The organism is Streptomyces sp. DH12 (genome assembly GCF_020873895.1).
Lineage (GTDB): Bacteria > Actinomycetota > Actinomycetes > Streptomycetales > Streptomycetaceae > Streptomyces.
Map to the genome: position 1 here is coordinate 1 of NZ_JAHWGT010001634.1, position 392 is coordinate 392.

Consider the following 392-nt stretch of genomic DNA (forward strand, 5'->3'; position numbering starts at 1 on the left):
GGTCAGTACAACGCCCGGTGGAGCGGAAAGGATCCCCCTGGCCGCGCTCCGCACGCCCTGAACGCCCCTCGGCTCGTCATCCGGGCTCGCGGGGCGGTCCCCCGCCCGTCAGGGCGGCTGACCGTCGAGGCAGGAGCGACGCGTACGGTGCGAAGAGCGCGGTGCTACCGGGCCAACGCAGCCAGTGCCTCCCTCGCGTTGTGCTCGGCGATGTCCCGCATCTCCGTGCGGTGCGGGAAGCCGCCGTCGAGCAGGCGCAGGGGGCCGGCCACCAGTGAGAGACGCATCGCGAGCAGATGAAGGTCGAGCCGTGCCGGATCGAGTCCGGGGCGGGACAAGGCTGAGTACGGCTGAGTACTGGTCGCTGAAACGCAGCCGCAAGGAACACGTGC

1 pseudogene is annotated in these 392 nt (G+C 70.9%); it reads right to left on the reverse strand.

The window, feature by feature from the left end:
• Positions 1-164: 164 nt before the first annotated feature.
• Positions 165-392, reverse strand: a pseudogene (locus LPA54_RS41455) (hypothetical protein); the annotation flags it as partial.